Source organism: Geomonas anaerohicana (genome assembly GCF_016458305.1).
Classification (GTDB): Bacteria; Desulfobacterota; Desulfuromonadia; order Geobacterales; family Geobacteraceae; genus Geomonas; species Geomonas anaerohicana.
The window spans coordinates 396,500-421,686 of the sequence record NZ_JAEMHL010000001.1 but is presented as its reverse complement, the minus strand read 5'-3'; the positions used below and the strand labels follow the sequence as shown (position 1 = coordinate 421,686).

Genomic DNA, 25,187 nt, shown 5'->3' with positions numbered 1-25,187 from the left:
TCATTTCTCTTCCCATTGCAGCTTCCAAACGCGCAACCTTCTGTAGGGGCGAATAATTATTCGCCCCCCTCACCCCGGACAGGCGTTGCTGCTAGCTCTCATCCTCCTGCGTGCAGAAATACTCTATGGTCTTCTGGGCGCAGGTGCGGCAGTAGCCGAGTTTCCCGAGCATGGTCACGATCATCCGGTCGTAGAGCTTCTGGTTTTCCTCGTTGGTGCGGTTGGCCAGCGCCCCGATCAGGCTGCCGGCACCGGCGATGTCGGACTTGAGCCGCACGTCGGTGACCGCCTTGACCAGTTCCAGGTTGTCCATGAAGTCGTAGCTCGGATCGACCGAGATCTTCTGGCCGTAGATCTTGCGGATCGAGGTCCGGAAGGATGCGCGCTGCTCCTCGGTCTTCAGCCCGATGCGCTCCTCGACGCTCTTCACGTAACGCTCATCGATCTTGAGCGCCTTTAACTCACCGGTCTGCGGGTCTTTGTACTTCCACATCCGGTCCGGGCCGAGGTTCTCGGCATCGATGCCGATGATCATGTTGACGTAGTTCTGCACGTCCTTCTTGATGGCGAAAGGCTCGTCCATGTAGGCGTTGAACATCTCGGTCATGATCCGCTCGCGGTACAGCTTCTTCCCGGTCTTCAGGTCTTCCAGGTATTTGGCCCGCTCATTGGGTTCCACCACGTAGTCGAGCACGACCCGCTCCAGGCTCCTGAAGACGTCATAGGCCACCATGCAGCGCCCCTCGTTGGTCTCGGAGCTTTCCTTCAGGATCTGGATGCTGCGGCCAAGGCTCCTGTGCCCCAGGCCGCGCTGCCCGAAGCGCTTGGTGATGTCCGGCTCCTGCCCCAGGGTGTCAATGACCTCGGCCAGCGCCTTGATGCTCTTCTCACCGGCCACCTCGCCGGCGGCAAGCTTCATGGTCTCGATCGGGGTCAGCTTTTCCGACCTGGGCAGCCTGGTGAGCACCACGCCGACGGAGGCGGCGTAGTTTAGGTTCGGGTCCTGGTGCAGCACTTCCTTGGTCAGGGTGGTCTTCGATTCGCCGCCGATGGCGTAGGCGGTGAGACCTTCCTGCATCCGGTAGTTGGTGTTGTGCGAGACGTAGCAGATCCGGCAACGGTCCACGATCGGCGCCTCCTCCTTCTCCGCCAGGAAGCGGTTGAACTCGGAGTTGTTGCTGGTGGCGATGATCATGGAGTCGATGGGCCACTTGTAACCGTCGATCTCGATGGCGCGGTTCTGGATCACGCCCAGGTAGACCTGCACCAGGTCCTTCTTGTTCTTGAAAATCTCGTCCGAGAAGTGGATGCCGCCTCCGGCCACGCGGGCCAGGGCGCCGCGGCGCAGGTCGAAGCGGTACGGGTTGTTGGTGTCCGACAGGTGCAGCAGGCGCTGGATGGATTCCTCACCGAGCAGGTCCACTGCCGACGACGTGATCTTGTCCTTGGCCGGATACTTGCCGGTCAAGGTCCCGAGGCTCTCGCTCATCGGCACCGGAAGAATCGCAATGCTCTCGAGAACCTTCTCGATATCGTTGTCGTGGTACTGCCGGATCTCGTTGAGGATATAGCCGGTGCTGGCACCCAGCGGGCGGTAGTTCCGGTACAGGGTCTCGATCTCCGCGTCGGAAAAGCCCTGTTCCCCAATGAAGCGGCGGCTTGCCTCCGGGTCGTCGAAGAGGTTCATGGCCAGGATCATCGGATCCTCGTAGGTTTCCGAGTCGATCTCGCGGATCCGCCCGTAGTTGCCCAACTGGTCCATGTTCAGGAACCGGAAGCTGTACTTGCGGTTGCGCCCCTGCAGGAAGTTGCGGTACTTGCCGCAGAGGAACTCCACGAAGAAGGTCTTGCCGTTGCCGGGCTCGCCGACCAGCACGAACGCCATCTCCTTACTGGAGCCACCTTCGGCGGCGTCCTTCACGAACGAGACGAAGCTGTTGATCTCGTCGTACATGCCGATGGTGTGCTTGCGTCCGGTCCGGAAGATGTTGAAGTCGTAGGTCGTTTTGCCATTGACGACGACCTTCTCGAAACCCGGCTCCAGGATCATCCTGATGATCCCCTGGAAGGCGTTCTCAAAAACCCTTTCTCCCGCCTTGACGGCGGCCAGGTGCTGACGGAGCGTTTCGTTCTTGGCAGTCATGGTTTCCCTCCGCGTGTTATTAAGCTGCGGTCTTCGTTTTAATTGATTTTGACATCCATAAAAAATTATACCCCCCCTCCCTTTACATTTGCAAAGCCTTAACGGGGAAGGGTCTGCGGACGGCGCCGGCAGGGACAACTCCTACCGGCCCGCCGTTAACCTCGTTACTGCGGCGAATACATTAGAAAATTAGCAAATGAATTGTACCGGCAGCTTTTATTTCTGCAACCAAGGGAAGAGGGATTCTGCTGGAGTGGAAAAAGCGGGGGGGGGGGCAGTTGAAGAATGCACTTGACTTTAAATTTGCCCATCCTCTGTTACCATTTGCTGGTCCTGATCAGGGCAAGGGTTTCATTGGGATGAAGAAAAGGAGGCCTACATGAACAAGAAAATTTTGTGGCTGGTACTGGCGGCGGTGCTGGTGGCGCTGGCAGGATGCGGCAGCAGCGACCGTCCCCTCATTCAGACGACCATCGCCAGCGATCCGGCAGTGGATGGGGATATCGTCGATGTAGCCGGGGTGCGCACCGTCTCCCTGGTGACCAGGGATGCGCTTCCGGGCGTGCTGGCAGGGGTGGACCCGGTAAACGACGACGTCTTCCGCGCTTTCCTGAGCTTCCCGTTGACCAGGATCCCCACCACCCATCTCATCAATTCGGCGACCCTCAGCATCGTCGTACGCAGCGTCACCGTGGTCCCGCCGACGGCGACCATACCGCTTCGCATCGAGCTGGTAGCGTTCGATCCGCCGCTGGTCGGCAATGATTGGGACCGGACCATCCTGCTGCCCCTGGCAACCCCGATCGTGGTCTCCGTCTCCTCGGCCGACGTCAACCGAGAGGTGAACATCGACGTCACCTCGCTCATGGATGAGGCCCAGTTCCGCAGGCTGCCCGACTTCCAGGTGAGGATTCTGCAGGACAACGATTTGCTTACCACCGTCCCCGGTATCGTCGAGATCGACGAGGCAACGGTGGTAAACGAGCCGAGGCTGACGGTAGTCCACTTCTAGAAGTAACGACTCACGTCTAAATCGTAGAGGTAAGGATCCAAAACAGCGGTAATGGTCTGGGGGGAGCCGGGTGAGCCAAGCGCAATCACCTCTCCCCCCTCCGTTTCGCGCCCCTCGCGGTCCGCGATGATGCGCACCAGGGGATTGTCCCACTGGGCCGGATCCTCGCTGTTCCCCACCACCACCGCAATATCCTTGTCATCCAATAGCAGCAACGACCCCACCGGGTGAATCCCGACACAACCGACGAAAACCTTCAAGAGCGCTTGGTCGTAGGACTTGCCGCTTTGCGACAGCATCACCCTGAGCGCCTTGTGCGGAGGATAGGCGGTGCGGCCGCTGATGCGCGAAGAGGTAAGGCCGTCGTAGCTGTCGGCGATGCTGATAATGCGTCCTAAAAGCCCCAGCTTCCGGTAGCCCAGGCGCGGGTAGCCGGAAAAGTCCGCCATCAGGTGGTGCTCGAAGATCCCCGTGATGATGCGCGCGGTGAGGTCGTCGAGCCCCTTCAGCTTCATCACCTTGCGCACCCCGTACAGCGGGTGTTTTTCCATCAGCGCCCGCTCGTCGGGCGAGAGTTCTCCCGCCTTGTCCAGTATCTCCACCGGCACGTCGCAGTTGCCGATATCATGGAAAAGCGCGGCGAGCCCCAACTCGCAGAGATGGAACTTGTTCATGCCGAGCCGCTTCCCCACCACGAGGGAGAGGATGCAGACGTTGGCGGCGTGATGCTGCGAGGAGCTGTCATGGGAGCGCATGGTGCTGAGGCCGAGCAGGTCGGCTTCGTGGGTGTAGAGCAGGTCGACGATCTGCTGCACCACGCGCTTCGACTCCCGCAGTCGCAGCCTCCGCCCGGATGCAACCTCCGCCGCCACCTCGTCCATGGTGGTGAGGAGCTTGCGGTACAGCGGCCGCACCTTGTCACCCGCCGACCTGAGCCGCTTGAGCTGCGGCGTAATGCTCAGCACCTCGTCCTCGCGCAGCACGTCGAGCTCGAGGTTCCCGATGCCGCGTTGCTGCACCGCATCCACCAACCTCTGGAAGCAATCCGTTTCATCCTCCTGCGGCTCCTGCAACAGGTACACGAAACGCTGCAGGTCGGTGCTGGTGACGCCGGGTCCGAAGGTGATACTTCCCAGGTGATGGCGCCGCATCAGTTCCATGATGTAGCGCGGCCCCTCGAAGCTGGCGATGTCCGGCCTGAGCCGGAACTCTCCCAGGTAGAGATGCCCGCTCTTGAGAACCAGCGCAGCATCGTCATGCTGCCCGCTGATCGCCCGCAACACCTCGAGCAGGTTCCCCACCCGCTGCACGACCGCCGCGTGACCGGCACCGTAATTGACGGAGCTCTTGAGCAGGACGAAGAAATGGGACACCAGGGTCTTGCCCAGTCTCGCCAGCTCGTCTCCCGCAGGTTCCCGATCCCTCTCAAGCACCATGGCTCAACCTCACCTCGCTCCCCCCGGAGTTCTCTGCCGGGCGGCATGAGAGGCGATGGCCTGGTCCAGCATGGACCGGATTTCGCCTCCTTTTTTCTGTCCACGCGCCTCTTCCAAAAGCTCCAGGGCGGCTTTGCTGCGGATCCGTCCCAGCCCGAGGAGCGCCAGTTGCACCGATTCCTTCTCGTTCCCCTTCTGGAACCAGTAGCGCTTCAGGAGCTGCTCGCGCAGCATGGGGAGGACGCTCTCCTGCCCCAATTCGCCCAGCGCCAGGAAAATCTCCTTCTTCTCCTCCAGCGGGCGCTCCTGGAAATCGTCTGCGCCGACCAGCGCCACTACCGGCTTCAGCGCGAAAGGAAGCCTCTCCCTGGTCAGTACCTGCAGGGCCTTGATGCGCAGGGCGCTCGACTCGTCCCGCAGGTATTTCAGGACGTAGGTCTTCGCCTTGGCGTCACTGGTGCGCTCCAGGAACCCCAGCACCTCGCGCCGTATGCGCGGCTCCCGGTGCGAGATCAGCCCGAGGATCATCTTGAGCGCCGCCGGCGTTCCTATCAGGGAAAGGATCAGCACCACGTTGCGCACCAAGTACCAGCGCGGGTCACTGAGAAACGGCTCGAATACCGCCGGGTTATCCTGCCCCAACTCCACCAGGACCTCGACGATCAGCTTGCGCACCTTGAGTTTCTCTACCCGTCCCAACAGTTCGCAGATCGCCCCCAGGGAAGGGATGCCCAAAATAAGCAGCAGTTCCTTCAACTGTACGTAGTCGATGCTAGCCTCGGAGCTGTCCAGCGCCACCTTGAGCACCTGGACGGTGGAATCCGAGAGAATCGCGGCCAGGGCTGCCGCCAACTGCTGCCGCTGCTCCGGCGCCGTGGTCGGCAGCTTTTGCAAGCGGTCCAGAAACTGCGCCAGCTTGAGGGCGTGGGCAATATCCCCGGCGACCACGAGGTTCACCGTGAGGTTGCCAAGGATGGCGGTGAAATCGGCGAAAAGTTCCGGCTCCTGGATCTCGCCCAGTATGGCGGCCAGGATGCCGATCACGTCATCGAGACCGTTGCAGCGCCCCTCGAAATCGACGGCCTTGCGCAACCACGCCTCCTCTTCGGCGCTCAGCATGAGGAGGTGCTTGGGAATCATACGCGGCGGGGGGGGAGGCTGTTGCACCAGTTCCTGCCGGATGCGCTCCAGCGCGTCGCGCTGCTGGTCGGCATTCTCGGCGTCCCGCAACAGGTAAGGATCGGTGAAATCGTCCTCGGTAAGGTAGCCGATATGCTGGAGGTTGCGCTCCCAAAGCTGCGTCACGACGTCGTCATCGCTGCTGGGGCGCTCGAAACCGACCACGCCGAGAAATGCCACGATTTCTGCCGGCTCCACCCCCTGGTCGAAGAACACGGTCCGGATGCCGTCGGCATGGAGCCGGCTCGCCATGCTCTCCTTGGGGTCCTTGTTCTCGTAAACGACTGCCCCCTGGTAGCGCAACGCAAACTGCTCCACGTCGAGGGTGAGCTCGCCGTAGCGCGCCAGGTGAACGGTCATCCTGGTGCCGAGATCGGAGATGAACCCTATCAGTACGGGATTGTTGGGCAGGTAGATCCTGAGTCCCTTCGACGTCTTGATCATTCCGAGAACGATCTGCGTCACCGAAGCAAGCTCTTCCTTGCCGACCTCCTGCTGCTCAACAGCCTGTTCCATCATGCTCCCTCGCCTGCGGTGCTGCTCCCGGTCGCTCCGACCGCCCTAGCCTTTCCTGTTCCTTCATGAGCTCTCAGCCTCATGCACACCGGCGTAAGCATACGCTTTCCTTTATTTTTTGTAAAGAGAGGCACTTGGGGCGGCGCCGGCGCTACGTTGCTTATTAAAAAAAGCGGCCTTTGTACGAGCCCTCACGTCCCCCCCCTTTGCAAGGGGGGATCAGGGGGGATTTAGCCGCGGTAGCCACAGCATCCTCCATTGCCGCCCCCTCCCGCAATTCGAGGGGGGGGCGAATGATTATTCGCCCCTACAGCAGCAACAGTGGCAATTGATCAAGGGCGATTCGGATGAGCACAAAAAAGGGAGCCGGCTTCAGGCCGACTCCCTTTGGTTGCTGCTTGGGGACTGCAGGGCTTACATCATGCCGCCCATGCCGCCCATGCCACCCATGCCGCCCATGCCACCCGGCATCGCCGGCATAGCGGACTCATCCCTCGGCTTGTCAGCGATCATAGCCTCGGTGGTCATCATGAGACCGGCAACGGAAGCGGCGTTCTGCAGAGCGCTCCTGGAGACCTTGGTCGGGTCGATGATGCCGGCCTGGATCATGTCGACGTAGACGTCCTCGGCTGCGTTGTAGCCGAAGGCCTCCTGGCCGCCTTTCACCTTGTCAACGACGATGGAGCCGTCGACGCCTGCGTTCTGTGCGATCTGACGGATCGGCTCCTCGAGGGCGCGCTTGATCACGTTGACGCCGAACTGCTGCTCCGGAGCGAGCTGGAGGTTGTCCAGCACCTTCAGAGCGCGCAGGTAAGCGACGCCGCCGCCAGGGACGATGCCCTCGTCGACAGCCGCGCGGGTTGCGTGCAGAGCGTCCTCGACGCGTGCCTTCTTCTCCTTCATCTCGATCTCGGTGGCCGCGCCGACCTTGATCACGGCAACGCCGCCTACCAATTTCGCCAGACGCTCCTGGAGCTTCTCACGGTCGTAGTCCGAGGTGGTTTCCTCGATCTGGGCACGGATCATCTTGACGCGGCCCTGGATGTCGGCTTCCGCACCGTAGCCGTCGATGATGGTGGTGTTGTCCTTGTCGACGGTGATCTTCTTGGCGTTACCCAGCATGTCGATGGTGGTGTTCTCGAGCCTGAAACCGACTTCCTCGGAGATCACCTTGCCGCCGGTCAGGATGGCGATGTCTTCCAGCATGGCCTTGCGACGGTCGCCGAAGCCCGGGGCCTTGACGGCGCAGACGTTCAGGACGCCGCGCAGCTTGTTGACGACCAGGGTGGCCAGCGCCTCGCCCTCGATGTCCTCAGCGATGATGAGCAGCGGACGGCCGGACTTGGCGGTCTGCTCGAGAACCGGGAGGAGGTCCTTCATGTTGGAGATCTTCTTGTCGTGGATCAGGATGGCGACGTTGTCCATGGCCGCTTCCATGCGCTCCGGATCGGTCACGAAGTACGGAGAGAGGTAGCCGCGGTCGAACTGCATGCCCTCGACGGTCTCAAGGGTGGTCTCCATCGCTTTGGCTTCCTCGACGGTGATGACCCCTTCCTTGCCGACCTTCTCCATGGCCTGGGCAATGATGTCGCCGATGGTTTTGTCGTTGTTGGCGGAGATGGTGCCGACCTGCGCGATTTCCTTGTGGTCCTTGATCGGCTTGGAGATGTTCTTCAGTTCGGCGACCAGCACTTCGACGGCCTGGTCCAGACCGCGCTTGATCTCCATCGGGTTGTGGCCGGCAGCGACCAGCTTCGCGCCCTGACGGTAGATGGCCTGGGCCAGCACGGTAGCAGTGGTGGTGCCGTCACCGGCGACATCGGAGGTCTTGGAGGCAACTTCCTTCACCAGCTGTGCACCCATGTTCTCGAACTTGTCGTCCAGCTCGATTTCCTTGGCGACGGTAACGCCGTCCTTGGTGATGAGCGGCGCGCCGTAGGATTTCTCGATGACGACGTTGCGCCCTTTGGGCCCCAGGGTCACTTTAACCGCATCTGCCAGGGTGTTGACGCCTTTAAGGATGCAGTTGCGTGCGTCCTGGTCGAATTTGATGATCTTTGCTGCCATATCAAATATCCTCCTTGAAATTTATAGTATTCGCTTACTTCTCGAGAACGCCGAGGATGTCGTCCTCGCGCATGATCAGGAAATCCTCGCCTTCCAGCTTCACTTCGCTCCCAGCATATTTGCCGAACAGCACCTTGTCGCCCACCTTGAGATCGATCGGGTACACCTTGCCGTCCTCGCCCCTCTTCCCGTTGCCCACTGCCACGACTTCGCCCTGCTGCGGCTTTTCCTTGGCGGTTTCCGGGATGTACAGACCACCGGCGGTCATGGTAGCTTCCTCAACCCTCTTCACGATGATACGGTCCTGCAGCGGTCTAAGATTCATGCTTTCCTCTCCTTTCTTGAGATGCATCGATCTCTTGATATTGAAAAAAATATTAGCACTCAAAACTGCTGAGTGCTAAATGCCTGCTAAATATAAACAGCATGACCCTAAAAATCAAGGGCGGTCTGCAAAATAATTTTCCTGCAGCTATCCCCTCGTTACCACTTCTTTTTTGCCAGTTCCTCGGCGTAAAACTTCTGGTACAGGATCTCCCAGTCACGGCTCCCCGGAACCTTGGCCTGGCTGTACGAGGCAAGCTTCGCGCGCACCGCCTGGTCCACCTGTTCCATGATGGAGAAGAATCCCTCGATGGAGTCCTTGATGGAGTCGAGGGCGCGGCGCTCGTCGGGGAAGTCGGCGAGGTCGTCGTTATAGAGCTTGTCGTAGATCTTGTGCGCTATATGGGAAATGCGGTCTTCCGAGATGTGCATGGTCTCTCCTTGGATGCGTGCCGGCGTGCCGGTCCGGCGGGGCGGTCGGTTACAGAACGATCTTCCTCTCCTTGGCCAGTTTATCCTTGATCATCTTGAGCATCTTGTGCCGGTCGATCCCCTGGCCTCCCACGGCCTTCAGCGTCTGCTCCAACAGTGCCTCGGCGTCGCGCTCCAGGTCTTCCTCCTGCTTGATGTCCTTAGCGATAGCGGCCTTGATGCCGGCCAGCACGGCGCCGCGTCCCTGTTTCTGCTGCACCAGTTGAGCGCGCTCCAGGTCACCCAGCACCTTCTCCGCCAGGCGCGCGATCTGTTCTTCCTTAAGACGCATCTTGCCTCCCGTTTATTAAAGGGTTTCGGTTCCGCGCATTGTACGTCAACCGGTCAAAATTGCAACAGTTTTGGGGACTGTATGAGCGGCATTGTCATTAAAGAAAACAAGGTTGATTTCTCATAAGCACGGATCTACAATACAGCCACTAACACGCTCTCTCTGCCATGCCCGTGAAGGTTATTAACGCCCCTGCGGAATAATTTATTGTACGGGAGCCTGTTTCGACCGTGGTGTGCTGCCCCATTGCGCGGGAATTGCCTGAAGCGGTCTACAGGAGCCCACCTGAATGGGAACTCGCTGTGAGGCCCCCCAACCAAACGACAAGGCGGAGAGAGCTGCAATAAGAAATTAGGGGATCCGGTGACGGTCCCCTTTTTTTCGTCTTGCGCTCCAGTTCCTATGGATATATAGCAATGGGTGGCTCGCCACTCCCTGTATCCACGGTCCCGGAGGCACGCATGACTCCCCATTTCCTCCCCACCCTGGTGAACCCTCCCTTCGGAGACCCGGGCGTGTACGTCGATTTCCAGTTCGCCCGGAGGGCCATCCTCTTCGACCTGGGGGAGATCCACCGCCTCGGCCCGCGCAAGATCCTGCGCTTAAGCGACGTCTGCATCTCCCACACCCACATCGACCACTTCATCGGCTTCGACCTCATGCTGCGCATCATGCTGGGGCGCGACATGGCGTTACGCCTGTTCGGTCCTCCCGGCATCCTGAGCCAAGTCGAGCATCGCCTCGCTTCCTACAGCTGGAACCTGATCCAGAGCTACCCCACCGAGTTCGTCATCACCGTCACCGAACTGCACCCCGACGGCAGCGGAGTCCGCGCCCGCTTCAGCTCGCGCCGGGTCTTCGCGCGGGAAAACGTGGAGAAGCTCCGCTTCAGTGACGGCGTGATCCAGGAGGAGGAGAACCTGCGCCTGCGGGCGACCTTCCTGGAGCACAGCATCCCCTGCCTCGCCTACGCCTTCGAGGAAAAGCTGCACGTGAACTTCATGAAGAACCACCTGGAGGAACTGGGGCTGCCGGTCGGGCCCTGGCTGTCGGAAGTGAAGCGCGCCGTGTTGCGCGGCGAGCCGGATGACACGGTGATAACCGCCTCGCTCCCCGGCCAAAGCGAAGGTCGCCGTCTCACCATCGGACAGTTGAAAGAGAAGGTACTGCAGGTGGTGCCGGGCGAGAAGATCGCCTACGTCACCGACACCGCCTTCACCCCGGACAACCGACGCCGCATCGTCGAACTTGCCCGCGGCGCCGACTACCTCTTCATTGAGGCCGTATTCCTGAACGTGGATGCGGAGCGCGCCCGGGAGCGTGCCCATCTCACCGCGCGCCAGGCCGGAGAACTCGCACGCGAAGCCGGTGCCGCGAGGGTGATCCCGTTCCACTTCTCCCCCAGGCACCTCGGTGCCGAAGACGAACTGCGCCGCGAGGTAGCGGAGGCGTTCGAGGGGAGAGGTAGGTAGTTAGCGCCCCCCCTCCAGCGTCCCCCCTCCGGGGGGAGGAACTCCTGGAACCTCCCTCCCCCGGAGGGGGAGGGTCGGGGAGGGGGCAGAGTCACCGACACCATACGCAAAAAGGGGGACCCGGCACCCGGATCCCCTTTCTGTGTATTTCCTCTGTACTTAATATTGCGCCTAGTCGAGCCTGAGCGCCACGAACAGCGAAGCCTCGCCCCTTCTCAGCAGCATCTTCACGTAGCCACCCTTCTTCACACCGGCAATGACCTTGCTGTAATCCTTAACGCTGGTGATACGGACCCCGTTAATCTCCCTGATCACGTCACCATCCATGATCCCTGCCTTCTCGGCAAGGCTGTCGGCTTCCACGTCGGTCACCACGACCCCTTTCTCCCCCTGCAGCCTCATCTGCTGGGCGCGCTCAGCGGTGAGGTCGCTAACCTTGAGCCCGAGGCGGTCACCAGTTACGGCGGCATCCTCATCTTCGCCGCCATCCTTCAGCTTCTCGACGGTCACCTGGAGCGGCACCTGCTTGCCGTCGCGCAGCACCACGAGTTTCACCTTCTTCCCTACCGGGGTTGCCGCCACGCGGCGCGGCAGTTCGGCCATATCCTTGATGACGTGCCCGTCGTACTCGAGGATGATGTCACCACCTTTGACGCCTGCCTTCTCGGCGGGGCTGTCCTTCATCACCTCGGCCACCAGGGCGCCCTGCTCGCTCTCCATCCCGAAGGACTTGGCCAGATCCTGGGTCACCATCTGCACCGACACGCCGAGCCAGCCGCGGGTCACCTTGCCGCTTTCCTTGAGCTGCGGCAGGATCTCCTTGGCCATGTTGATCGGGATGGCGAAACCGATCCCCTGCCCCCCCGCGACGATGGCGGTGTTGATGCCGATCACCTCGCCGTCGGTGTTGAAGAGCGGACCGCCGGAGTTGCCCGGGTTGATGGAGGCATCGGTCTGGATGAAGTCATCGTACGGGCCGCTGCCGATCACCCTCCCCTGCGCACTGATGATGCCGGCGGTGACCGTCTGGGAGAGGCCGAAGGGGTTACCGATGGCCATGACCCAGTCACCCACCTCCATCTTGTCGCTGTCGCCCAGCGGAGCCACCGGCAGGTGTGCCTTGGCATCGATCTTCACCAGGGCCAGGTCGAGCTTGTCGTCGCGCCCCTTGATCTCGCCCTTGTACTCGCGGCCATCGGAAAGCTTCACCTTGATGTCGTCGGCGTCCTTCACGACGTGGTTGTTGGTAATGATGTAGCCGTCATCGCTGATGATGAAGCCCGATCCCATGCTTTGCTGCTTGTGGGGTTGCTGGCGCGGGGCCTCGAAGAACTTGTCGAAGTACTCCTGGAAGGGATCGCCGCCGGGATGCTGTCGCTTCTTCATGGCGATGGTCTTGGAAGTGCTGATGTTGACTACCGCGGGCTTTAGCTTCTTGGCAAGCTTGGCGAAGTCGGGGGTGAGCGTCGCGGCACCCGCGACGGTGGAGAAAACGGAGGAGAGAAATAAGCTAAACACCAGAAATCTTGCTACGATTGCTGCCTGCATGGCTACCTCCTGGGATTTGAGTACGGTAAAGCTAATACTGCACCTGTAGTTTGTCAAGCCTGCCTGAGAAGCCGCTCCCGTAAACAAAAAAACGGACCCCGCCCCAGCGGCTGCGGCCGGGGGAGGTCCGTTTGTCGGACAGTGGATATGGCAGGCGGCTACTCTTCTTCTTTGAGGATGTAGCCCACGCCCCTCACGGTGTGGATCAGCTTCTTGTCGGCTTCACGATCGATCTTCTTACGCAGGTAGTTGACGTAGACGTCGATGATGTTGGTGAAGCTGTCGAAGGTGTAATCCCAGACGTGCTCGGCGATCATGGTCCTGGTGAGCACCTGGTGCGGGTTGCGCATGAAGTACTCGAGCAGGCCGTATTCCTTGGCGGTGAGATCGATCTCCTTGTCCTTGCGCCATACCTTGTGGGTAACCGGGTCGAGACGCAGGTCGGCGAAGCGGATCTCGGCACCGCGGTCGAGTTCGCTCCTTCTCATCAGCGCACGGACGCGGGCGAGCAGCTCGGCAAAGGCGAACGGCTTGGTCAGGTAGTCGTCGGAACCGGAGTCCAGACCTGCCACGATATCTTCTACCGAATCCTTCGCGGTGAGCATCAGGATCGGGGTGACGTTCTTGCGCTCCCTGAGTTCCTTGAGCACGGAAAGACCGTCTTTTTTCGGAAGCATCCAGTCCAGCACGATCAGATCGAACGGCTTCTCCAGCGCAAGCTTAAGCCCCTCTTCACCGTCTGCGGCCGTGTGGACTTCGTACTGCTCCTCCTCGAGCCCGCGCTTAATGAAGCTGGCAACCTTTTTCTCGTCTTCAACCACCAAGATTCTCATGTTGATTCCCTCTCTTTTAAATTATGTCGACCTCTAATCGTGCCTGATATCACCATGAAGCCTGCTCAGAATCTCTGCGGCAGACTCCTCAACCGATTTGTTGGTTACATCGATAACCAGCCAGGCGGGGTGGGCTCGGTAAAAGCGCCGGCAATAGGCGAGTTCTTCTTCAACCTGCCTGTAGTCGGCGTAGCTGCCGCGCGGGCTCTGCCTTAAGTTCCTGAGCCGCGCGCTGCGAATATCGACCAGTCGCTGCGTGTCGATAATGAGGCCTACCACCCGTTCCGGTTCTACCTCCTCCAACTCGGGGGGGGGATCGATTCCCTGGATGATGGGCACGTTCGCCACCTTGTACCCCTTGTGGGCGAGGTACATGGAGAGCGGAGTCTTCGATGAGCGGGACACGCCGATCAGGACGATGTCCGCCTTATGCAGGTTGCGCGGCTCCTGGCCGTCATCCTGCTTTACGGTAAAATCAACCGCCTCCATGCGGCGGTAGTACTCGGAGTTCATCTCGTACTGCAGGCCGGGCAGCTTCTGCGGCCTCATTTCCAGGAACTCGGCCAGCTTGAAGAGCAGCGGGGTGATAAGGTCCACCGCGTCGAGCTGCCGCGCCTCGCATTCGTTCCTGACGAACTGCGCCAGCTCCGTGTTCACCAGCGTATAAAAGATAATGCCCGGGAAGCGGTCGACTTCGTCCAGGGCCTTCAGGATGTCCTCGCGGTTCCTGATCTGACCGACCCGGCGCAGGCGGACATCCACGTCCTTGAACTGGGTCAGCGCGGCCCGCGCCACCCGCTCGACGGTCTCGCCCGTCGCATCAGAAAGTAAATAAACGTGGTACATCCGTTGTCACCCGAAAACTGCCGTACTGCCAAGACCTTACAGGGTTTCCCGTCAAACTCATTAGATATATACCATGTTTTTTCATTTTAGGCAAAACTAAAATTTAATGGGAAATGCTTCTGTAAATTCTTATCGGCAGAGGCGGGAAAAATTTTAATTATAATTACGCCCTAGTTTTTTTGGATGTCAAGGTTTTCATTGCCATTCCCTTTATTTCTCTGCTAGTTTAATGCGGCAATTCGCACACCCCAAAGGAGAGCAAAACTCATTATGATTACAGACTGGGCGGAAATCGCCTGTGACGTCCCGGCCGAGATGGTCGACACATTAGCTGACTTCCTCGTAGAACTGACTGGCAACGGCGTCGGCGTGGACAACCTGCACCTGGATACCTTTTCCCTGGACACCCTCGAAGACACCAGCATCAAGACGGTGAAGGGGTACCTCCCCCTGGACGACTCCCTAGAGGACATGCGCATCAAGATAGAACAGTTCCTGGCCCAGCACGGGCCGGACTTCCCCGGCTTCGTCTACACCCCGCCGGTCATCACCGTCATCAAGAACGAGGACTGGGCCAACAACTGGAAGGTGCACTTCAAGCCGGTGCGCATCGGCAAGCGGCTGGTGATCAAGCCGACCTGGGAGGAGTACCAGCAGGTCGAGGGGGACCTGGTGATCCAGATCGATCCCGGCATGGCCTTCGGCACCGGCGCCCACCCCACCACCAAGATGTGCCTGGAATCGCTGGAGCGCATCGCCTTTGCCGCCGACTCGGAGAAACTCCCGGACCCGGTCCTCGACGTCGGCACCGGCTCCGGCGTGCTCAGTATCGCCGCCGCCCTTCTGGGCGCCACCGACATCACCGCCGTGGACATCGACCCGGAAGCGGTCCGGGTGACCCAGGAAAACCTGGAACTGAACGGCGTGGACGGCGTCGTCAAGGCCTCCACCACCGACCTGTCCCAGCTTCCCGGCGGGTATGCCGTCGTGGTCGCCAACATCCTCGCCGAGGAACTGGTGCGCCTCTCCGACCAGCTCACCTCCCGTGTGGCGCCCGGCGGGTGGCTGATCCTCTCCGGCATCCTCACCGAGAAAGAGGAGTTCGTCCGGGCCGGTTTCCCCGCCCTTGAACTGGTGGAAAACCCGAGGGAGGCCGAGTGGTCCTGCCTCACCCTGAGGAAACAGCTCTAAGTGCGCAGCTTCTTCCTCGGCGATAATCCCGTCAGCGACGGGGAAGCCACCGTGACCGGCGAACTGTACCGGCACATGGCGCGCGTACTGCGGCTTAAGCAGGGGGCTGAGGTGGAGCTTGTCGACAACGACGGCAGGCGCCACAGCGGCGTGGTCGAGGAGGTAGGGGCGAAGAGTCTCACCGTCCGCATTGCCGCGACCACGGCCGCGCCCGAACCGGAACAGGGACTGCGCATCACCCTGTACCAGGGGCTCCCCAAAGGGGACAAGCTCGACCTGATCCTGCAAAAGTGCACCGAGCTCGGCGTTGCCGAGGTGGTGACCTTCGATGCCGCCCGGTCGGTGGCCAAGCTGCGCGGCGAGAAGACGGCGGGCAAGCTGGCGCGTTTCGAGAAGATCGTGCAGGAAGCTGCGCGCCAGTGCGGGCGCAGCGCCGCCCCGCAGGTCGCCATCCGCGGGAGCCTGAAGGACGTGCTGAGCGATGCGCCGCAGGCGGTGAAGCTGCTCTTGTGGGAAGGGGAAGAGAAGACCACGCTACGGGAGTGCCTGGAGCGTTACCAGGCGCCGGAAAGCGTGGCCGTGGTGGTCGGCCCGGAGGGCGGACTCACCAGTGGAGAGGTGGCGGCCGCCCTTGCCTGCGGCTTCACCCCGGTGACGCTGGGGAAGCGGATCCTGCGGACCGAGACCGCGGGGCTGGCCCTGGTCTCGATACTGCAGTTCCACTGGGGAGACCTGGGGTGAAGCGGAGGGTGTAGGGGGACAGGCACCTGGCGTAGCCAGTCCCCTTTTCTTTAGTCCCCTATCTGAGCGCGACGACCAGCGCCGCAATCGACACCAGCAGCGACACCCCTGCCACCGCCATGAGCATCTTCTCGCGGGCCAGCACCACCTTGAGCGTCTTGATGGTGAGTTGCAGGTGCCCGGAGGTCTCCAGGAGCGCCCGCTCCAGTTTCCGGTTCTCCTCTTCCAGATGGTGCAGCCTGGCCTCGATGCCGCTTGGGGATCCCGCTCCCATCAGCCTTCCCTTAGCACGGTTGGCCATCTCCATAACCACCGGGAAGTTCTCCACCAACCTGCCCCAGGGGATCCTGGTCGCCGCGATCTTGGCTACGCTCCAGACGCTCATGGTGCCTCCTTATCCTTAAAGTACGTACCTGAAACCAATAGCAGCCGCTCTCTCCGTCGCTTTAGTCCCCGCCCCCGGAGGGGGAGGGTTAGGGAGGGGGAAAATCCTCCGGGCCTCCTCTACTCATCCTGATACAGCCTCGACGAACCGGCGTGCGAAGAGCGGCCCCTTCGCCTCGTCCTCGTGTTTGAAGAAAATGAAGGCTTCGCTCCATCCCCGACCGCGCACCAACTCCGCCCACTTCCTCAGATCCTCCACCTGGTACTCCGGGCGTCTCAGCCGCAGGTAACCCCAGGTTGCCGTCGCCACGGCCGGAATCTCCAACTCTCCCTCGACGTCGGCAATGCAGAGCGCAGCGTCATTTCTATGCAAAAGCGCGAACACCTCGTCATCCAACCAGGAGCGGTGTTGAAACTGCAGAGCCACCCGGCGCCCCGGTGGTATCAACGCCAACAGATCGTGCAGCAGGGGGAGATCCTTCTTGAGGCTGGGGGGAAGCTGGAACAGCACGGCGCCCAGCCGCCGCCCCAGGACTCCGGCAACGTCGAAGAGGTAAGAGACCTGGTCGGCGACGTTATTCAGCCGGTTGATGTGGGTGATGCGCTGCGGCGCCTTGAGCACGAACCGGAAGGTCTCCGGCACCTCGTCGCGCCACCCCTCCAGCATCGAATCCTTGGGCATGCGATGAAAGGTGTTGTTGATTTCCACGCTGTTGAACTGCCCGCCGTAGTAGTGCAGCATCTCGCGGGACGGCAGGTCGGTGGGATAGAAACTCCCTTTCCATTCGTTGTAGGAATAACCGCTGGTGCCAATGTACAGGATCATGGCGTGCCTCCCACCCGTCTCCACCACAGCATCATGTTATACAACAGGGGGCGGACTGCACAAGGCATTCTAATGGAAATGCCCCCGGCTGGACACTCATAGGACGAAAAAAGGCGGGCTCCTCATAAGGAACCCGCCCATCGTGCCGCCATGTCTGTCTATCAGGAGATCAGCGAGGCCAGCTCATCGCCGAACGCCTCGCGCTGCCAGCGCTTCAAGAGCGCGTTGTGCGAGGAACCCGGCTCGGCGAGCGCTTCCAGGAGCGTGTTGTTGGCCACCAGGCCCACGCCCAGACCGAGCTGGGCCGACTTCGCCTCGCGCCAGATCTTGAGCCGCTTTACCTTCTCGTCCTGGAGCCGGTCCAGCACCGGACGGCGGTGTTGCTGCACCTGCGGCAGCTTGTCCTGCGGCAGGGCCAGCCCGTTGGCGATCGCCTGCAGCAGCCCGCGCCCGAGCCGCTCGATCAGCTTGGACGACATGGTGTGGATGCCGACCAGTTCAAAGTTGCTCCTGGGCTGCTTCTCGGCGAGTTCGCGCAACAGGTCGTTACTGAGGATACGGAACGGGGGGACGTCGGCAAGGCGCGCCTTCTCGTCACGGAACTTGAGCAGTTCCTCGAGGACGGCCAGCTCGCGCGGCTTCATCTTGTTGGCACCCTTGAAGCGCAGGCACATGAGCTCGCCTTCGCGGGACGGCGATCTCACCCCCGCCACCAGTTCGGACTCCTCCTCCACCCAGGCCAGGCGCCCCTTGGCGACCAGCTCGGCCTCGAGCTGACGGTACAGCTCGATCAAGAGGGAGGTGTCCTTCATGGCGTACTCCAGCATCTCCTGGGAGAAGGGGCGCTTGCTCCAATCGGCCTTCTGGTAGCGTTTGTCCAGCTCGACGCCGAAGCGCTTCTTCAAGAGCGCGGCCAGGCCGAACTCGCTCTCGCCCAGGAACTGGCTGGCGATCATGGTGTCGAAGAGGTTGACCACCTCGATGCCGAAGTCCCGATACAGCGAACGCATGTCGTAGTCCGCGCCGTGGAAGATCTTCTTGATAGCCGGGTTGGCGAAGATCGGCGCCAGCGCCCGCACGTCGATGGGGGCCAGCGGATCGATCAGGCGCGTTTCCGACAGGGAGGAGACCTGGATCAGGCAGACCTTCTCGGTGTAGTGGTGCAGAGAGTCGGCCTCCAGGTCGAAAGCAAGCACCGACTCCTTCGAGAGCCGCTCTACGAGTTCATCCAGGGTCTTTTGGTCGGTTACGAGATGTGCCGCTGCGGGATTTGTGGCTTTATTCTTGTTCTGCAAATGGTTCCGTCCGTTTCTGCATCTATATATGCTTGCGAGATATTTGGCGTTTTTGCGACCTGCTCAGGTCACGGCGACAGCGCCAGCCGGAAAGATTACAACTTTTTCACTTTCTACACAAGTCCAGATCGGCTTTTGCCGAAAAAATTGCCGTTGCCGGGATTACCGCCCCGGGCCGATCTCGATCAGCGCCTGGATGGTGCGCTCCATCTCCTCTTTGGTGCCGATGGTGATGCGCAGGCCATGGCGCAGCTTCGGATCGGTAAAGTGGCGCACCAGGATCTTGCGGTCGTACAGCCCCTGGTAGACACGGGTCCCGTCCCGGTCCGGCGGACTGGCAAAGACGTAGTTGCCGCTGGAGGGGATGACATGGTAGCCGATCTTTTCCAGTTCGGCGGTGAACCAGGCACGGGTCTCCTTGATCTTGGCCACGCACTCCAGGAAGTAGGGCTGGTCGTGCAGTGCCGCGGTGGCGGCAGCCTGTGCCAGGCGGTCCAGGTTGTAGTGGTCGCGGATCTTGTTGAGAGCGGCGATCACCTCCGGGCGCGCGATGGCGAGGCCGAGCCTCATCCCCGCCAGGGAGTAGCTCTTGGAGAAGGTGCGGGTGACCACGACGTTGTCGAGGGAGCGCACCAGTTCCAGCGAGGTCTCCTCCGCGAAGTCCACGTACGCCTCGTCCACCACCAGCATTCCGGACAGGCGCCCGGCGAGGTCGGCGATGTAGTTCTGGCTATAGGTGAAGCCCAGCGGCGCGTTCGGGTTGGTGAGGAAGAAGAGCTTGGCGTCGTAACGCTCCGGGATCCCTTCCGGCTCGAACGCCTCGGTCAGACCGAAGGTGCGGACCTTGGCCCCCTGCACCTCGGCCAGCGTGCCGTAGTAGGAGTAGGAGGGATGGATGTAGGCGATCTCCTCGCCCTCGCCGGCGAAGGCGCGGATCAGGTTGTTGAGCACCTCGTCCGACCCATTGGCCATGATGATCCAGGAGGGGTCGAAGCCGTACAACCGGCCGGCCTCCTCGCGCGCCAGGCGGCTGGCGGCGTCGGGGTAGCGGCGCAGCCCCTCGCCGACTTCCCTGGCGATGGCGTCGATCACCTGCGGGGACGGGGGATACGGGTTCTCGTTGGTGTTCAGCTTGATGTAGGAGGCGATGTCTTCGGGCTGGAAGCCGGGGACATAGCCGGCCATCTCTGCGATGTTTTGCCGCAGGGTGATCATGGCAACTCCTTTGCTGGCGGATTCGATCTGTGACTATAACCGGAATTCAATGAGAAAGTCAAAGGGCCAGCCTCTAATACCGCTCCAGTTCCCGGTACAAGGTGGTGCGGCGGACCGGCGTAAAGCCCGCCCCCTTAATGAGGTCGATCATTTGCTGCTGCGACATACGGAAACGGCAACCCGCCGCGGCAACCACGTTTTCTTCCAGCATGGTGCCGCCCACGTCGTTGGCGCCGAAGAAGAGCGCGACCTGCGCCATCTTCGCCCCTTGCGTCACCCAACTCGCCTGGATGTTGGGGATGTTCCTGAGCACGATGCGGGACAGGGCCAGCACCTTGAGGTATTCCACGCCGCTGGCGGTCTTGCCGCCCAGTTCCGTGTTGCCGGGCTGGTAGGTCCAGGGGATGAAGGCGGTGAAGCTGCCCCCCTGAGCCTGCAGGTCGCGCACCCGGAACAGGTGCTCTACCACGTCCTCGATGCGTTCCTTGCTGCCGAACATCATGGTCGCGGTGGTGGGCATGCCCAGTTTCGCCGCCTCGCGCATCACGTCCGCCCACCCCTGCCAGCCGATCTTCTTCGGCGAGATCTCGGCACGTACGCTGTCCACGAGGATCTCAGCCCCGCCCCCCGGGACCGAGTCGAGTCCGGCCTCCTTCAGACGCTTCAGGGTCTCGGGGATGGCAAGCCCGGAGAGCTTCGCGGTATGGGTGATTTCGGCCGGCGACAGGGAATGGTTCTGCACGCCGGGGAAGCGGCGCTTGATCTCGCGGAACAGGGCCTCGAAATAGGTGATGTCGAGCGAGGGGTGCAGGCCGCCCTGCATCAGCAGTTGCGTCCCCCCCTGGTCCACCAGTTCCTGGATCTTGGCCATGATGGCTTCGTTGTCCAGGAGATAGGCGTCCGCGGCCTCGGGGTTGCGATAGAACGCGCAGAACTTGCACTGCGACTCGCAGACGTTGGTGTAGTTCACGTTGCGGTCCACGACGAAGCTGACGCACCCCTCGGGATGCATGCTGCGGCGGATGGAGTCGGCGATGCGGCCGACGGCGAGGAGATCACCCTCGGTCAGGCACCAGAGCGCCTCGTCGAAGGTGATGTCGGCGCCGGCGGCGACTTTTTCGGTGATGGTGTTGAGCATGGTGGTGGACCTGCGGCTTTCTTTGGCTAAAGGGCAACGGGGGGTGGACCCGGTGGACCCGGTGGACTCAGTGGACCCGATGGACCGGGAACTTAATACGCCCGGAGCTCGCGGTAGAGGGTGTCGCGCTCGACCGGGATGCGGCCCGCTTTGCGAATCATGGCGACAATGCCTTCCCGGCTCATGGCCTGCGGGGTGTCGGCGCCGGCTTCATGACCGATGCGCTCCTCGACGACGGTGCCGTCCAGGTCATTGACGCCGAAGCAGAGCGCAACCTGCGCGATCTTCTCGCCCAGCATGACCCAGTAGGCCTTTACGTTGGCGAAGTTGTCCAGGTAGATGCGGCCGACAGCGAGGGTGCGCAGGTCGTCGACACCGCTAGTGCCGCTGCCGCCGATTTTCAACTGGGAATGCTCGGGCTGGAAGGCGAGCGGGATGAAGACCTGGAAACCGCCGGTCCTATCCTGCAGCTCCCGCAACTGGCGCATGTGGTCGACCCGGTCCTCTACGCTCTCCAGATGACCGTAGAGCATGGTGGCGTTGGACTTGAGCCCTGCCTGGTGCACCTGCTCCATGATGGCGAGCCACTGCGCGCCACTGATCTTCTCGGGGCAGAGCTGGTTGCGGATCTCCGGGGCGAAGATCTCGGCGCCGCCGCCGGGCAGCGAACCAAGCCCCGCATCCTTCAGCTTCTCGAGGGTCTTCGGGATAGAAAGCTTGGCGAGGTCGGCCAGGTAGGCGATCTCCACCGCGGTAAAGGCTTTCACGTGCAGCTCCGGCGAGACCGACTTGATGGTGCCCAGGAGTTCCAGGTAGAACTCGAAGGGGAGATCGGGGTGCAGGCCGCCCACCACGTGGATTTCGGTGGCGCCCTGCTGCAGCGCCTCCTCGGCGCGGGCACGTACCTCGTCCAGCGTCATCAGGTAGGCGCCTTCCTCACCGGCCCTGCGGAAGAAGGCGCAGAAGCGGCAGCGATTGACGCAGATGTTGGTGTGGTTGATGTGGCGGTTGACGTTGAAGAAGACCTTGCGGCCGTTGCGCTGCTCGTTCACCGCCTGTGCCAGCTCGCCCAGCTCCAGGAGGTTGGGGTGCCGGAACAGCAGGAGTGCTTCCTCCTCGTCGATGCGGACGCCGGCCAGGACTTTGTCTTTTATGGCTGCAAATGTCATTGGTGCTATTTTTCCTTTCTTGTCGGACCGCCTTTTACTCACCGCCCCAGCGCCGGAACAGGGTGTGCTCCACCTGCACGCTGTCCAGCACCTTGCCGACCACGAAGTCCACCAGGTCTTCCATGGTCTGCGGCTGGTGGTAAAAGCCGGGCATGGCCGGGACGATCCTCACCCCCAGCCGGGACAGCTTCAGCATGTGCTCCAGGTGGATGGCATTGAACGGGGTCTCACGCGGCACCAGCACCAGGGGACGCGCCTCCTTGAGCATCACGTCCGCGGCCCGCTCCAGGAGGTTGCCGGCATTGCCGCAGCTGATGCGGGACAGGGTCCCCATCGAACACGGCACCACCAGCATGGCGTCGGGCGCCGACGAACCGCTGGCGATGGGCGCGAAAAGATCGTCCAAGGCGTAGTAGCGCAGCTCGCCGCCGTTACCCACCCTCTGCCGCAGTTGCTCCTGCACCACCTGCGCTGCACCGCCCCACTCCAGGCCGCACTCCTCGCGCAACACCGCAAAGCCCGCCTCGGTGATGAGCACGCTGACGCGCGCTGCCGAGCGCAATAGCTCCTCGATCAACCTGAGCGCGTAGATGCTGCCGGAGGCCCCGGTTATGGCGACGACGAAGTGGCGCTGCTTCACACCGCCCCCGCGGACAGGGTATCCAGCAGCGTGGCGAAGAAGAGGGTCACACTGATGTACCCGTTCATGTTGAAAAAGGCGGCGTCGAGGGCGTCGAGGTTGCCGCCGCGCAGCAGGTGGTGCTCATACAGCAGCATTGCGCAGGTGGCGACCAGGCCGGCCAGGAAGAAGGTGCCCAGACCGAGGTAAAGATAGAGGGCGAGCAGGAACAGGCAGGAAGCCAGGTGAAAGATGCGCGAGGTCCAGAGCGAGCCGTTCAGGCCCAGCTTGGCCGGAATGGAGTGCAGCCCGCTCTGCCGGTCGAAATCCATATCCTGCAGGGCATAGAGGATGTCGAAGCCGGCCACCCAGAAGAGCACGGCGAAGGCCAGCAGGAAAGCAGGCAGGTCGGCGCTGCCGCGGATGGCGATCCAAGCTCCCAGCGGAGCCCCGGCGAGACAGATACCGAGCACCACATGAGCCAGGGAGGTAAAACGCTTGCAGTAGGAATAAAGGAGGATGAAGCCGAGCGCCACCGGCGACAGGTAGAGGCACAGCGGGTTCAGCATCCGGGCCGCGAAGAGCATGAGCAGCACGGAGAGCACGATGAAGAAGATCACCGGGCCGCGCCCGAGCAGCCCTGCCGGGATGGCACGCCCGGCGGTACGGGGATTGCGGCCGTCGATGTCGGCGTCGATGACCCGGTTGAGTCCCATGGCCGCGGTACGCGCTCCCACCATGGCCAGCACGATCCACCCCGCCTGCGCCACGGTGGGGAGCCCCTTGGCAGCCAACAGCGCGCCGGTGAAGGCGAACGGGAGCGCAAAAATGGTGTGGCTGAACTTTATCATCTCCAGGAATACCTTGATCCTGGCGTACATCGTCATCTCTACTCCTGCCTGACTGCTCATGAATTCCTTTCCAGCCCCTTGTCAGAGAAAGCCGTATTCCCGCCATCTCCGCTCAACCTGGGCGCTAACCGATGCATCCGGTTGCAACGATTGCTTTTGCTCTCCGCCTTCTTCCGGGAGCTTCCCCGTCGCGTCGACCCCGAGGCAGCCGTCCGGCGTCACCACCAGGTCGGCCGGGAAGCGGACTGCATTCAGTGCCTGCCAAAAACCGTGCGCCAGGGTCAGTTCTTCCCCCGTCTCGTCGACGACCACCAGGAGCTTGCCCCGTTTCAGCCATCCCTCGCTGCGCAGGCACTCCAGCACCCGGCGTCCCTGCCCGGCCGTCTTCTTCGCGATGGAGATGACGGCACAGCCGTGAAAGATCCCCTCCACCGGCATGACCAGGTCGACGATCTCCGGGCATTGCCGGCGCAGCAGCGGCAGCCACAGCCGCTCGGCGGCCTTGGCCAGGTAGCAGTCCTCCATGGGCGGGGGTCCGACCACCGTCGCCGGACAGACGGGATCTTTCCTGCGGGTGATGCAAGTGACCCGGACCAGGGGCACCTCTTCGCCCTGGTCGTAGCTCCCGGTGTGGTTCCCGAAAGCACCCTCGCGGCGGGTGGCGCCGGGCTCGATCACCCCTTCGATGACCACTTCCGCATCGGCCGGCACCATTAGCCCGGAGTCGAGGCAGGGGGCCATGGCCAAGGACGCCCCGTGCAAATAGCCTGCGAAGGAGACCTCGTCCAACGGTTCCGGCAAAGGGAGCATCGCGGCCAGCGTCAGCGCGGGCGCAGCGCCAACGGCGATCGCCACCGGCATCGGCAGTCCCGCCGCCTGGTGTTTTTGGTGGTGCCCGAAGCCGCCGCTGCCGGGCTTCCAGCGAATCCCCACACAACCGTCGTCGAAGAGCCGGACCCGGTACATGCCGCAGTTGCCTGCCCCGGTCTCGGGATCCCGGGTGAACACCAGGGGGAGCGTGATGAAGCGCCCGCCGTCACCCGGCCAGCTCTTCAGGAATGGGTATCGTCCCAGGTCCGGATGCCGCTCGATCACCTCCTGACAGGGTGCCTGCTCCACGAGGGTCGGCGCCGGCGCGCTCTCGGGTGCGGCGAGCAGCTGTTCCATCTTGCCCGTCAGCAGGGAAAGGTGTTCGACCTGGAGCGCAAGCGCCATACGGGAAGGGGAGCCGAAGAGGTTGGTTGCCACAGGGTGGGAACTTCCCTTGACGTTTTGGAAGAGAAGGGCCTTGCCGCCACCGGGGAGCTTGCTCTGCCGGTCGGTGATGCAGGCGATTTCCAGTTCGGAATCCACCTCCGCATCCACCCGATGCAGCTCACCTGCGGTGTCCAGCACGGCGAGAAAGTCTCGTAAGTCCCTGATGGCCATGCACACTCCGCAAATAACCTGAAGAGAAAGTTTTTAACACTTCCACCATGCGATGACAACGTTTTTCTTCCCCGCTTACCTTCCCCTGGCAGCGACCGCCCCCCCCGACTGCAGCGCAGAAACATTCATGAAAGAAGGAACCATCTTGCCCGGAACAGCCACCAGTTCAGGTTAAGCACAGCAAAGGTTAA

At 61.8% G+C, this 25,187-nt stretch carries 23 protein-coding genes and 1 other RNA gene; 5 read left to right on the top strand and 19 right to left on the bottom strand.

The genetic code is table 11. The features are described 5' to 3' along the window. Positions 1-91: 91 nt before the first annotated feature. Positions 92-2,143, bottom strand: coding sequence for a serine protein kinase PrkA (locus JFN91_RS01765; RefSeq protein WP_199387497.1), 2,052 nt, complete (start codon positions 2,141-2,143; stop codon positions 92-94). A 379-nt stretch (positions 2,144-2,522) separates the two neighbouring features. Between JFN91_RS01765 and JFN91_RS01760 the strand changes: the two genes are divergently transcribed. Further along, a complete protein-coding gene (locus tag JFN91_RS01760; protein WP_199387496.1) occupies positions 2,523-3,155 on the top strand; it encodes a hypothetical protein in 633 nt (210 codons plus the stop codon). On the opposite strand, the gene JFN91_RS01755 is transcribed toward JFN91_RS01760, so the two are convergent. From JFN91_RS01755 to JFN91_RS22215, 6 genes are all read right to left on the bottom strand, one after another. Further along, positions 3,152-4,591 carry an HD-GYP domain-containing protein gene (locus JFN91_RS01755; protein WP_199387495.1) on the bottom strand — a complete coding sequence of 480 codons (1,440 nt, stop codon included), beginning with the start codon at positions 4,589-4,591 and terminating at the stop codon, positions 3,152-3,154. The genes JFN91_RS01760 and JFN91_RS01755 overlap by 4 nt on opposite strands. A 9-nt stretch (positions 4,592-4,600) precedes the next feature. Continuing rightward, a complete protein-coding gene (locus tag JFN91_RS01750) occupies positions 4,601-6,286 on the bottom strand; it encodes a HEAT repeat domain-containing protein (protein WP_236014866.1) in 1,686 nt (561 codons plus the stop codon). Positions 6,287-6,700: 414 nt separating this feature from the next. Further along, entirely contained in the window at positions 6,701-8,353 is a 1,653-nt protein-coding gene (groL, locus tag JFN91_RS01745) for a chaperonin GroEL (RefSeq protein ID WP_199387493.1), read from the bottom strand. Positions 8,354-8,387: 34 nt separating this feature from the next. Continuing rightward, positions 8,388-8,678, bottom strand: coding sequence for a co-chaperone GroES (gene groES, locus JFN91_RS01740; RefSeq protein WP_085814245.1), 291 nt, complete (start codon positions 8,676-8,678; stop codon positions 8,388-8,390). A gap of 158 nt (positions 8,679-8,836) precedes the next feature. Continuing rightward, positions 8,837-9,109: a DUF507 family protein gene (locus tag JFN91_RS22220; protein ID WP_199387492.1), complete on the bottom strand. Its 273-nt coding sequence runs from the start codon at positions 9,107-9,109 to the stop codon at positions 8,837-8,839. Between the two features lie 49 nt (positions 9,110-9,158). After that, positions 9,159-9,440, bottom strand: coding sequence for a DUF507 family protein (locus JFN91_RS22215; RefSeq protein ID WP_199387491.1), 282 nt, complete (start codon positions 9,438-9,440; stop codon positions 9,159-9,161). Positions 9,441-9,596: 156 nt separating this feature from the next. Here JFN91_RS22215 and ssrS point away from each other — a divergent pair. Further along, positions 9,597-9,779: non-coding RNA, 6S RNA (ssrS, locus tag JFN91_RS01725), on the top strand. Between the two features lie 122 nt (positions 9,780-9,901). After that, on the top strand, positions 9,902-10,912 hold the full coding sequence (locus tag JFN91_RS01720) for a ribonuclease Z (protein ID WP_199387490.1): 1,011 nt from the start codon (positions 9,902-9,904) through the stop codon (positions 10,910-10,912). Positions 10,913-11,083: 171 nt separating this feature from the next. Here the strand turns inward: JFN91_RS01720 and JFN91_RS01715 are convergent, their stop codons facing one another. The 3 genes from JFN91_RS01715 to JFN91_RS01705 form a co-directional block, all read right to left on the bottom strand. Continuing rightward, positions 11,084-12,460, bottom strand: a complete 1,377-nt coding sequence (locus tag JFN91_RS01715; protein WP_199387489.1) for a DegQ family serine endoprotease — start codon at positions 12,458-12,460, stop codon at positions 11,084-11,086. A 158-nt stretch (positions 12,461-12,618) separates the two neighbouring features. After that, entirely contained in the window at positions 12,619-13,293 is a 675-nt protein-coding gene (locus JFN91_RS01710) for a response regulator transcription factor (RefSeq protein WP_183344735.1), read from the bottom strand. 33 nt (positions 13,294-13,326) lie between these two features. Continuing rightward, positions 13,327-14,139: a pyruvate, water dikinase regulatory protein gene (locus JFN91_RS01705; protein WP_183344733.1), complete on the bottom strand. Its 813-nt coding sequence runs from the start codon at positions 14,137-14,139 to the stop codon at positions 13,327-13,329. A 270-nt stretch (positions 14,140-14,409) separates the two neighbouring features. Here JFN91_RS01705 and prmA point away from each other — a divergent pair, with 270 nt between their 5' ends. Together prmA and JFN91_RS01695 are read left to right on the top strand one after the other, a co-directional pair. Then, complete coding sequence (prmA, locus tag JFN91_RS01700) at positions 14,410-15,330, top strand: 50S ribosomal protein L11 methyltransferase (RefSeq protein ID WP_199387488.1); 921 nt, start codon at positions 14,410-14,412, stop codon at positions 15,328-15,330. After that, positions 15,331-16,071: a 16S rRNA (uracil(1498)-N(3))-methyltransferase gene (locus JFN91_RS01695; RefSeq protein WP_199387487.1), complete on the top strand. Its 741-nt coding sequence runs from the start codon at positions 15,331-15,333 to the stop codon at positions 16,069-16,071. It abuts the gene before it with no gap. Between the two features lie 58 nt (positions 16,072-16,129). On the opposite strand, the gene JFN91_RS01690 is transcribed toward JFN91_RS01695, so the two are convergent. From JFN91_RS01690 to JFN91_RS01650, 9 genes are all read right to left on the bottom strand, one after another. Then, a complete protein-coding gene (locus JFN91_RS01690) occupies positions 16,130-16,456 on the bottom strand; it encodes a hypothetical protein (protein ID WP_199387486.1) in 327 nt (108 codons plus the stop codon). A 123-nt stretch (positions 16,457-16,579) separates the two neighbouring features. Further along, positions 16,580-17,281, bottom strand: coding sequence for a DUF72 domain-containing protein (locus tag JFN91_RS01685; RefSeq protein ID WP_199387485.1), 702 nt, complete (start codon positions 17,279-17,281; stop codon positions 16,580-16,582). Positions 17,282-17,442: 161 nt separating this feature from the next. Next, positions 17,443-18,576, bottom strand: a complete 1,134-nt coding sequence (locus tag JFN91_RS01680; protein WP_199387484.1) for a ribonuclease D — start codon at positions 18,574-18,576, stop codon at positions 17,443-17,445. A gap of 162 nt (positions 18,577-18,738) precedes the next feature. After that, a complete protein-coding gene (gene hisC, locus JFN91_RS01675) occupies positions 18,739-19,791 on the bottom strand; it encodes a histidinol-phosphate transaminase (protein WP_199387483.1) in 1,053 nt (350 codons plus the stop codon). A 73-nt stretch (positions 19,792-19,864) separates the two neighbouring features. Beyond that, positions 19,865-20,929, bottom strand: coding sequence for a cyclic dehypoxanthinyl futalosine synthase (mqnC, locus tag JFN91_RS01670; RefSeq protein WP_199387482.1), 1,065 nt, complete (start codon positions 20,927-20,929; stop codon positions 19,865-19,867). A gap of 92 nt (positions 20,930-21,021) precedes the next feature. Then, the gene (gene mqnE, locus JFN91_RS01665; protein ID WP_199387481.1) at positions 21,022-22,098 is read right to left on the bottom strand and encodes an aminofutalosine synthase MqnE; all 1,077 of its coding nucleotides are present in this window, start codon (positions 22,096-22,098) and stop codon (positions 21,022-21,024) included. Positions 22,099-22,132: 34 nt separating this feature from the next. After that, positions 22,133-22,738, bottom strand: a complete 606-nt coding sequence (locus tag JFN91_RS01660; protein WP_199387480.1) for a UbiX family flavin prenyltransferase — start codon at positions 22,736-22,738, stop codon at positions 22,133-22,135. Continuing rightward, positions 22,735-23,604: a 4-hydroxybenzoate octaprenyltransferase gene (locus JFN91_RS01655; RefSeq protein ID WP_199387479.1), complete on the bottom strand. Its 870-nt coding sequence runs from the start codon at positions 23,602-23,604 to the stop codon at positions 22,735-22,737. Before JFN91_RS01655 ends, JFN91_RS01660 begins: the two co-directional genes overlap by 4 nt. Positions 23,605-23,649: 45 nt before the next feature. Next, positions 23,650-24,996, bottom strand: a complete 1,347-nt coding sequence (locus tag JFN91_RS01650; protein ID WP_199387478.1) for a UbiD family decarboxylase — start codon at positions 24,994-24,996, stop codon at positions 23,650-23,652. Positions 24,997-25,187: the final 191 nt, after the last annotated feature.

Coding starts and splice junctions, on each gene's coding strand:
- JFN91_RS01765 (WP_199387497.1), bottom strand. CDS start 2,143: ATGACTGCCAAGAACGAAACGCTCCGTCAGCACCTGGCCGCCGTCAAG.
- JFN91_RS01760 (WP_199387496.1), top strand. CDS start 2,523: ATGAACAAGAAAATTTTGTGGCTGGTACTGGCGGCGGTGCTGGTGGCG.
- JFN91_RS01755 (WP_199387495.1), bottom strand. CDS start 4,591: ATGGTGCTTGAGAGGGATCGGGAACCTGCGGGAGACGAGCTGGCGAGA.
- JFN91_RS01750 (WP_236014866.1), bottom strand. CDS start 6,286: ATGGAACAGGCTGTTGAGCAGCAGGAGGTCGGCAAGGAAGAGCTTGCT.
- groL (WP_199387493.1), bottom strand. CDS start 8,353: ATGGCAGCAAAGATCATCAAATTCGACCAGGACGCACGCAACTGCATC.
- groES (WP_085814245.1), bottom strand. CDS start 8,678: ATGAATCTTAGACCGCTGCAGGACCGTATCATCGTGAAGAGGGTTGAG.
- JFN91_RS22220 (WP_199387492.1), bottom strand. CDS start 9,109: ATGCACATCTCGGAAGACCGCATTTCCCATATAGCGCACAAGATCTAC.
- JFN91_RS22215 (WP_199387491.1), bottom strand. CDS start 9,440: ATGCGTCTTAAGGAAGAACAGATCGCGCGCCTGGCGGAGAAGGTGCTG.
- JFN91_RS01720 (WP_199387490.1), top strand. CDS start 9,902: ATGACTCCCCATTTCCTCCCCACCCTGGTGAACCCTCCCTTCGGAGAC.
- JFN91_RS01715 (WP_199387489.1), bottom strand. CDS start 12,460: ATGCAGGCAGCAATCGTAGCAAGATTTCTGGTGTTTAGCTTATTTCTC.
- JFN91_RS01710 (WP_183344735.1), bottom strand. CDS start 13,293: ATGAGAATCTTGGTGGTTGAAGACGAGAAAAAGGTTGCCAGCTTCATT.
- JFN91_RS01705 (WP_183344733.1), bottom strand. CDS start 14,139: ATGTACCACGTTTATTTACTTTCTGATGCGACGGGCGAGACCGTCGAG.
- prmA (WP_199387488.1), top strand. CDS start 14,410: ATGATTACAGACTGGGCGGAAATCGCCTGTGACGTCCCGGCCGAGATG.
- JFN91_RS01690 (WP_199387486.1), bottom strand. CDS start 16,456: ATGAGCGTCTGGAGCGTAGCCAAGATCGCGGCGACCAGGATCCCCTGG.
- JFN91_RS01685 (WP_199387485.1), bottom strand. CDS start 17,281: ATGATCCTGTACATTGGCACCAGCGGTTATTCCTACAACGAATGGAAA.
- hisC (WP_199387483.1), bottom strand. CDS start 19,791: ATGATCACCCTGCGGCAAAACATCGCAGAGATGGCCGGCTATGTCCCC.
- mqnC (WP_199387482.1), bottom strand. CDS start 20,929: ATGCTCAACACCATCACCGAAAAAGTCGCCGCCGGCGCCGACATCACC.
- mqnE (WP_199387481.1), bottom strand. CDS start 22,098: ATGACATTTGCAGCCATAAAAGACAAAGTCCTGGCCGGCGTCCGCATC.
- JFN91_RS01655 (WP_199387479.1), bottom strand. CDS start 23,604: ATGACGATGTACGCCAGGATCAAGGTATTCCTGGAGATGATAAAGTTC.
- JFN91_RS01650 (WP_199387478.1), bottom strand. CDS start 24,996: ATGGCCATCAGGGACTTACGAGACTTTCTCGCCGTGCTGGACACCGCA.